Raw genomic sequence first — 6,405 nt, forward strand, 5'->3', positions numbered from 1 at the left:
TGACCGAGGCCGTGTCAAGGCTCTGTTCCAAATTTGTTTCCGGGCGGTACACCGCCGCCTGCTGTGGTGGACCAAACGGAAAGCGCCGCAGGTACCGCACCAGGTGCCGCCCACCAGGTCCAACGGCGGATCCGAGGGCGTACGGGGATTGGCGCACTGCACCCCTGGTGATTCTGTGAGCGGTCACGTAACGTCCCGCTACACGGCAGGGTGGCCGGCAGCTCATTACCCAGAAGGGACCAGCCGTGACTACCAGTAGGGACACCGACCATCACCCAGCGCCACCGGGACGACCGACGGGTACCGGGCTGCACCGGGTGCTGGTGGGCGCACGGGATTTCGACCGCTCGGCGGCCTTCTACCGGGACCTGCTCGGCTTCACCGAAGTGCCCGTAGAACCCTCCGGACCCCGCCCGGTACGGGGCTTCGCCAGCGGGTCGGTGCTGGTCCGGGTGACCGAGGTGGACGCCGACGGTGATCACGGCACCTGGGTCGACAACGACCTGCAGGGCGGCATCCGGCACTTCGGGATGAAGGTCGGCGACGTCGACGCGCAGGTACGGCGGCTGGAGGCGGCCGGCGTGACCGTACTGTCGCCGCCCCGCGACGTCCTCGGCGACGTACGGATCGCCTTCTTCCTCGACCCCGACGGCGCCCGCTGGGAGTTCATCCAGGGCAACCTGGCCTACCAGCACATCCACTCCCCCGGCCTGGCCGCCGCCGAGGCGGCCATCCGGCTCGACGCGCAGGACGGCCCGCGCTTCGACCACGCCGCCATCACCGTCGCCGACCTTCCGGCCGCCCTGCGGTTCTGGCGCGACCGGTTCGGCTTCGAGGTGATCGGCGAGATCCGCCACCACGACGACCCACGAGGATTCCTCATGACCTACCTGCAGGCCGGCCCGGCCGTGCTGGAGCTGTTCAGCTTCGACGTGCCCACCGCACCGCACCCGGCACCGGTCGGGTCGCCGGGTATCCAGGGACTCGGGATACGCGCGGACGGTCCCGAGATCGCCCTGGTCGACCCGGACGGCGTACGGTTGCTGGTCGGCGGTGCCCGATGAGCCGGGTACTGGTCACCGGCTCCACCGCCGGCATCGGCGCCGAGATCGCGGCGGAGCTGGCCCGGCGGGGCCACCGGGTCGTCCGGCACGCGCGTAACCACGAGGGTGCGGCCCGCGTACGCGAGGCCAGCGGCGGCGAGGTCGTCGTCGGCGACCTCGCCTCGCTCGAATCCACCCGTGGGATGGCTGCCGCCCTGCACGACCTGGGCCCGTTCGACGTGGTCGTGCACAACGCCGGCTGGGCCAGCCGGGACACCCACCGCCCGGTGACCCCGGACGGGCTGGAACAGACCTTCCAGGTCAACGCCCTCTCGGCGTACCTGCTCACGGCGCTGATGCCGGTGCCGAAGCGGCTGGTCTACGTCAGCTCCGACTCCATCACCCGCGCCACCATCGACCTCGACGACCTCCAGCACGAGACGCGGTGGACCCCGGACGCCGCGTACGCCGACAGCAAACTCGCCCTCACCGCCCTCACGTTCGCCATCGCCCGCCACCACCCGACCGTGCTGTGCAACGCCGTACATCCCGGTTGGGTCCGTACGAGGATGAGCGGTGACGAAGCTCCGTTGGACGTCGCCGCCGGTGCCGACACCCCCGTCTGGCTGGCCACCTCCACCGATCCCGCCGCGACGGTCACCGGCGCGTTCTTCCACGACCGACAGCAGGTCCGGCTCAACGCCCAGGCGTACGACCACCGGATCCAGGACGCGCTGGTGGACCGCTGTGCCGCGCTGAGCGGCATACCGCTGTCCCTCGCGTACGGCTGAAAGACCCCTCGGCTTCGCGGTCGCGCCGCCCGACGCGACCGGTGCGGCCCCCGGCCGCCGCGGAACCCGTCCCCGCCGGCCCGCCACCGCCAACCACCAGCGTGGCAGCGGACCGGCCAACCGCGAAAGGAACCGCCATGCCACCCGAGACCACCGTCCACCCCGACGACCCGCCCCGGCTGACCCGACGCACGCTGCTCGCCGCCACCGGAGCCGGCGCCGGCCTCGTCCCACTGCTGGCCACCGGCACATCCGCCACCGCCGCACCCGTCACCGCATCGGCCGCCGGTGCCGCACCGACGACCGCCCGCGCCGCCGCACCCGCCATCCGTGGCGCGGACATCTCGTTCACCCTCCAGGCCGAGGCGGCCGGCATCCGCTACCAACGCAACGGCCGGACCGGTCCACTCGAAACCGTTCTCGCCGGGGCCGGCGCCAACTGGGTACGCCTGCGCGTCTGGGTCAACCCACCGCCCGGATACAGCAACCTGTCCAGCGCCCTGCGCCTCGCCGACCGGGCCCGGCGCGCCGGGCTGAAGGTGCTGCTCGACCTGCACTACTCCGACTTCTGGGCCGACCCCGGCCACCAGGACATCCCGGCGTCGTGGCTGGGTCAGAACCTCGCCACCCTGGCCGCGACGGTACGGACGTACACCGCCGACGCGATCACCGCGTTCGCCCGCCAGGGCAGCCCGGTCGACATGGTGCAGATCGGCAACGAGGTGACCGCCGGGATGCTCTGGCCGGTCGGGCAGGTCTACACCGGCAGCACCGAACGGTGGCCGGAGTTCACCACGTTGGTCAAGGCGGGGCTGGCCGGCGCCCGTGCGGCGAACCCCCGTGGTCACCAGCTCCGCACCATGCTGCACATCGACCGGGGCGGCGACAACGGCGGCTCCCGCTGGTTCTTCGACCACGTACTCGCCCAGGGTGTGCAGTTCGACGTGATCGGCCAGTCGTACTACCCGTTCTGGCACGGGTCGCTGGCTGCTCTCACCGCGAACCTGAACGACCTCGCCGGGCGGTACGGCAAACCGCTCGTGGTCGCGGAAACCTCCTACCCGTGGACGATGGGCAACGGCGACGGGCTGGCCAACCTGCTCACCGACCCCTCCGCGCTGCCCGACGGTGGCGCCTATCCGCCGAACCCGACCGGGCAGGCGGCGTACTTCACGGCGCTGCGGCGGGTGCTGGCCGGGGTGCCGCGCGGTCTGGGCGCCGGATTCTTCGCCTGGGAGCCGGGCTGGCTGCCGGGCGTGGGTTGGGAGCCGGGGGCGGGCAACCCGAACGACAACCTCACCCCGTTCGACTGGACCGGACGGGCGCTGCCGGCGCTCGACGTCGCGTACTCCGCCGGGGCCACCTCGGCTGCCTGATCCGGTCTTCGTGCGGTTCGGCCGGGTCGGGGTGGCATGTGCCGCCCCGACCCGGCGATCCGTTACAGCACCTGGAGTTCGAGGTCCAGCCGCGCCGCCGAGGCCGGGAGCAGGTATGCGGGCAGGACACCCGGTCCGCAGGAGGCCGAACCGATGCCGTGGTGACCGGCGTCGACGGTGAGCCAGGTCCGCCCGTCGGGCACGAGGTCGGTGGGGTGGGTGGCCCGCTCCAGTGCCCCGGTTGTCCACGGGCGCACGGTCAGGCCGAAGGGCGTGCTGCCCCGTACCCGCAGTCCCGCGCCGCGACCGTCGACGAGCGTCGCCCAGCGGACGTCCGCGCGTCGCCCGTTCTCCTGCGGGAAGACGTACGGGGTCTGCATCTCGGGCAGGGTCCGGTAGAACCGGCCGACCCGGTTCGCCAGTCCGGTGTCCGGGTACGCCTCGCCCGGTCCGCGACCGAACCACTCGACCCCGTCGAGTCCGCCGGGCAGCGCCAGCACCACACCGAGCATCGGCAGCGGACCCGGCCACGGTCCGTCCGGGTCGATGTCCACGACCAGCCCCAGCCGGTCGGTTCCAAGACCGCTCCAGGTGTACGTGACCAGCAGCCCGAGGTCGGTCGCGGCCGGCGCCGCCCTGGTCCGTACGACGAGATCGTCGTGTCCCACCCGGACCGCATCGACCCGGTGGAACATCCGGTCCAGGCCCAGCCCTCGCCACACCGGTTCCATCGCCTCGCCGTGCGGGGCCCGGTCGTTGTCGGTCGGCGCCCGCCACACCTGCAACAACGGCCCGTCGACGTCCAGCGCGCCGAGCCGCAGCAGCCGCCCGGTCCGGTCGTCGAACAGACCCGGCCCGAGCCGCACCTGTCCCCGCTCCCGGCTGGGGGTGAGCCTCGTCCGGGGCGGTTCGGTGACCGGTGCCGTACCGGCGTCGGCGGTCCCGATCGGAAGCTGGGCCCAGGCGACCTCGTGTCCCGCCTTGGCCCAGGCGGTGTCGGTGGCCAGCACCGCCCGCACGGTCAGGTACGCCTCCGCCCCCGTCGCCGGCAACTCGGGCAGGTCGACCAGGAGACGGTGGCCGGGTGCCAGTCCGGCCATGTCGAGGCTCCCCCGCGCCACCTCCTCCCCCGCCTCGTCCAACGACCACCGGAAGTCCAGGTGCGCCAGGTCGGTGAAGTCGTATCCGTTGGTGATTCGCAGCGAGCCGTCCTCGGCCGAGATCCGTACCGGCTCCACCACCTTCTTGAGGTCGAGCAGCCCCGGCGACGGCGTACGGTCGGGGAACAGCAGACCGTCGGCGACGAAGTTCCCGTCGTGCAGCACCTCGCCGTAGTCCCCGCCGTAGGCGAAGAACTCCCGCCCCTGCTCGGTCCGGGCGCGCAGACCGTGGTCGATCCACTCCCAGACGAAGCCGCCCTGGCAGCGCGGGTATTTCTCGTACAGGTCCTGGTATTCGGCGAGCCCGCCCGGCCCGTTGCCCATGGCGTGCGCGTACTCGACGTGGATGAACGGCATGGCGCGGCGCCGGGCGTCCAGCGCGGGGTCGTCCAGCGGCGGTTCCGCGCCCCGCCCGATCGCGTCGACCTCGTCCACCGTCAGGTACATCCGGCTGTAGACGTCGACGTCGCGGCAGGACCAGTCGCGCTCGTAGAGCAGCGGCCGGCTCGGGTCGCGGTGCCGGGTCCACCGGGCCATCGCGGCCAGGTTGCGTCCGCTGCCGCTCTCGTTGCCCAGCGACCAGAGCACGATGCTCGGGTGGTTCTTGTCCCGCTCGACCATCCGTCGCATCCGGTCGACCAGCAGGTCGGCGAAGCGCGGGTCGTCGGCCGGGTTGCCCCGCCAGTCCGCCTCCCAGTAGCCGTGGGTCTCCAGGTCGCACTCGTCGATCACCCACAGGCCGTACTCGTCGCAGAGTTCGAGGAAGCGGGGGTGCGGGGGGTAGTGGCTGGTGCGTACGGCGTTGACGTTGTGCTGCTTCATCAGCAGTACGTCGGCGAGCATGTCCTCCTCGGTGACCGCCCGACCCCGGTCCGGATGGAACTCGTGCCGGTTCACCCCTCGGAAGAGCACCCGGTGCCCGTTGACGGTGAGCACCCCGTCGACGATCGCGACGCTGCGGAAGCCGACCCGCAGGGTCACCGTTTCGGCATCCGTGCTCACGGTCAGGTTGTAGAGCCGGGGGTGTTCGGCCGACCAGGGTTCGACGTGCGGGAGCCGTACGGTGTCGCCGGCCCGAGCGTCGATACCGAGTTCGGGCAGCCGGACCAGCGCCGGTACGTCGGCGCTCACGTGCAACGTGCCGGCGCCGGTACGGTGGTCGTAGTCGGCCCGTACGGTCACGTCGTCGATGGCGCCCCCGGCGGGGCGGGACAGCAGTTCGACGCCCCGGAAGATGCCGGACAGCCACCACATGTCCTGGTCTTCGAGGTAACTGCCGGAACTCCACTGCACCACTCGTATCGCGAGCACGTTGTCGGCGTCGGAATGGATCGTGTCGGTGACGTCGAACTCGGTGGGCAGCCGACTGCCGGTGGTGTAGCCGATCTCGACCCCGTTGAGCCAGAGCCGGGCACCGGAGTCCACCCCGCCCAGCCGCAGCACCGTACGCCCTACCGGCCAGTCGCCGGGCAGCCGGAACGTACGCCGGTAGTCGCCGGTCGGGTTCTCGTCGGGCACCCTCGGCGGGTCGAGCGGGAACGGGTAGCTGATGTTCGTGTACACGGGCGCGCCGTACCCGTGGAGCTGCCAGTGCGACGGGACCGGCAGGTCGGCCCAGCCCGTGTCGGCGAACGCCGGGTCGGTGAACTCCAGGGGCCCGTCCGCCCGGTCGGCGAAGCGGAACCGCCAGGGCCCGTCCAGCGACAGCCGGCTGGCGTCGCTGGCGTACCAGGCGCGGGCGGGTCGGGCGGACGGCGGAGGGTTGAGGGATTCGTACCAGGCGCGCTCCATCATGGGGAAACCATACTGTGAGCGCTCACAGCAGCCAACCCTTCCGTGCCGGCGTCGTACAGACCGAAGTCAGCTACCGGGGAAGAACTCCACGCCCTGCACGTTCCGCTGTAGCATCCGGGTTCGACGCGACACACGCTAGAACCGATCTAGACGAGTAAGTCCTAACTGAGTTAGTGGTCGTAGGCGATGAGTGACCTGGTCACGGGCTGGCCGGTGGTCCGGTTGTGCCAGATCGCGGCGG

4 protein-coding genes are annotated in these 6,405 nt (G+C 71.6%); 3 read left to right on the plus strand and 1 reads right to left on the minus strand.

Translation table 11 applies throughout. The features are described 5' to 3' along the window. Positions 1-245 precede the first annotated feature (245 nt). The 3 genes from ACWEFB_RS31450 (at position 246) to ACWEFB_RS31460 (ending at position 3,210) form a co-directional block, all read left to right on the plus strand. Positions 246-1,064 carry a VOC family protein gene (locus tag ACWEFB_RS31450; RefSeq protein WP_452291218.1) on the plus strand — a complete coding sequence of 273 codons (819 nt, stop codon included), beginning with the start codon at positions 246-248 and terminating at the stop codon, positions 1,062-1,064. Then, positions 1,061-1,834 (plus strand): SDR family oxidoreductase, encoded by a 774-nt coding sequence (locus ACWEFB_RS31455; RefSeq protein ID WP_452291220.1) that lies wholly within the window; start codon positions 1,061-1,063, stop codon positions 1,832-1,834. Before ACWEFB_RS31450 ends, ACWEFB_RS31455 begins: the two co-directional genes overlap by 4 nt. A gap of 137 nt (positions 1,835-1,971) precedes the next feature. After that, positions 1,972-3,210, plus strand: coding sequence for a glycoside hydrolase family 53 protein (locus ACWEFB_RS31460; protein WP_452291222.1), 1,239 nt, complete (start codon positions 1,972-1,974; stop codon positions 3,208-3,210). A 62-nt stretch (positions 3,211-3,272) separates the two neighbouring features. Here ACWEFB_RS31460 and ACWEFB_RS31465 read toward each other — a convergent pair whose 3' ends face one another. After that, the gene (locus tag ACWEFB_RS31465) at positions 3,273-6,164 is read right to left on the minus strand and encodes a glycoside hydrolase family 2 TIM barrel-domain containing protein (protein ID WP_452291224.1); all 2,892 of its coding nucleotides are present in this window, start codon (positions 6,162-6,164) and stop codon (positions 3,273-3,275) included. Positions 6,165-6,405: the final 241 nt, after the last annotated feature.

The organism is Micromonospora sp. NPDC004704 (assembly GCF_053601675.1).

Excerpts from the sequence above, each read along its gene's own strand:
- ACWEFB_RS31455 (WP_452291220.1), top strand. The coding sequence starts at position 1,061 with ATGAGCCGGGTACTGGTCACCGGCTCCACCGCCGGCATCGGCGCCGAG.
- ACWEFB_RS31460 (WP_452291222.1), top strand. The coding sequence starts at position 1,972 with ATGCCACCCGAGACCACCGTCCACCCCGACGACCCGCCCCGGCTGACC.
- ACWEFB_RS31465 (WP_452291224.1), bottom strand. The coding sequence starts at position 6,164 with ATGATGGAGCGCGCCTGGTACGAATCCCTCAACCCTCCGCCGTCCGCC.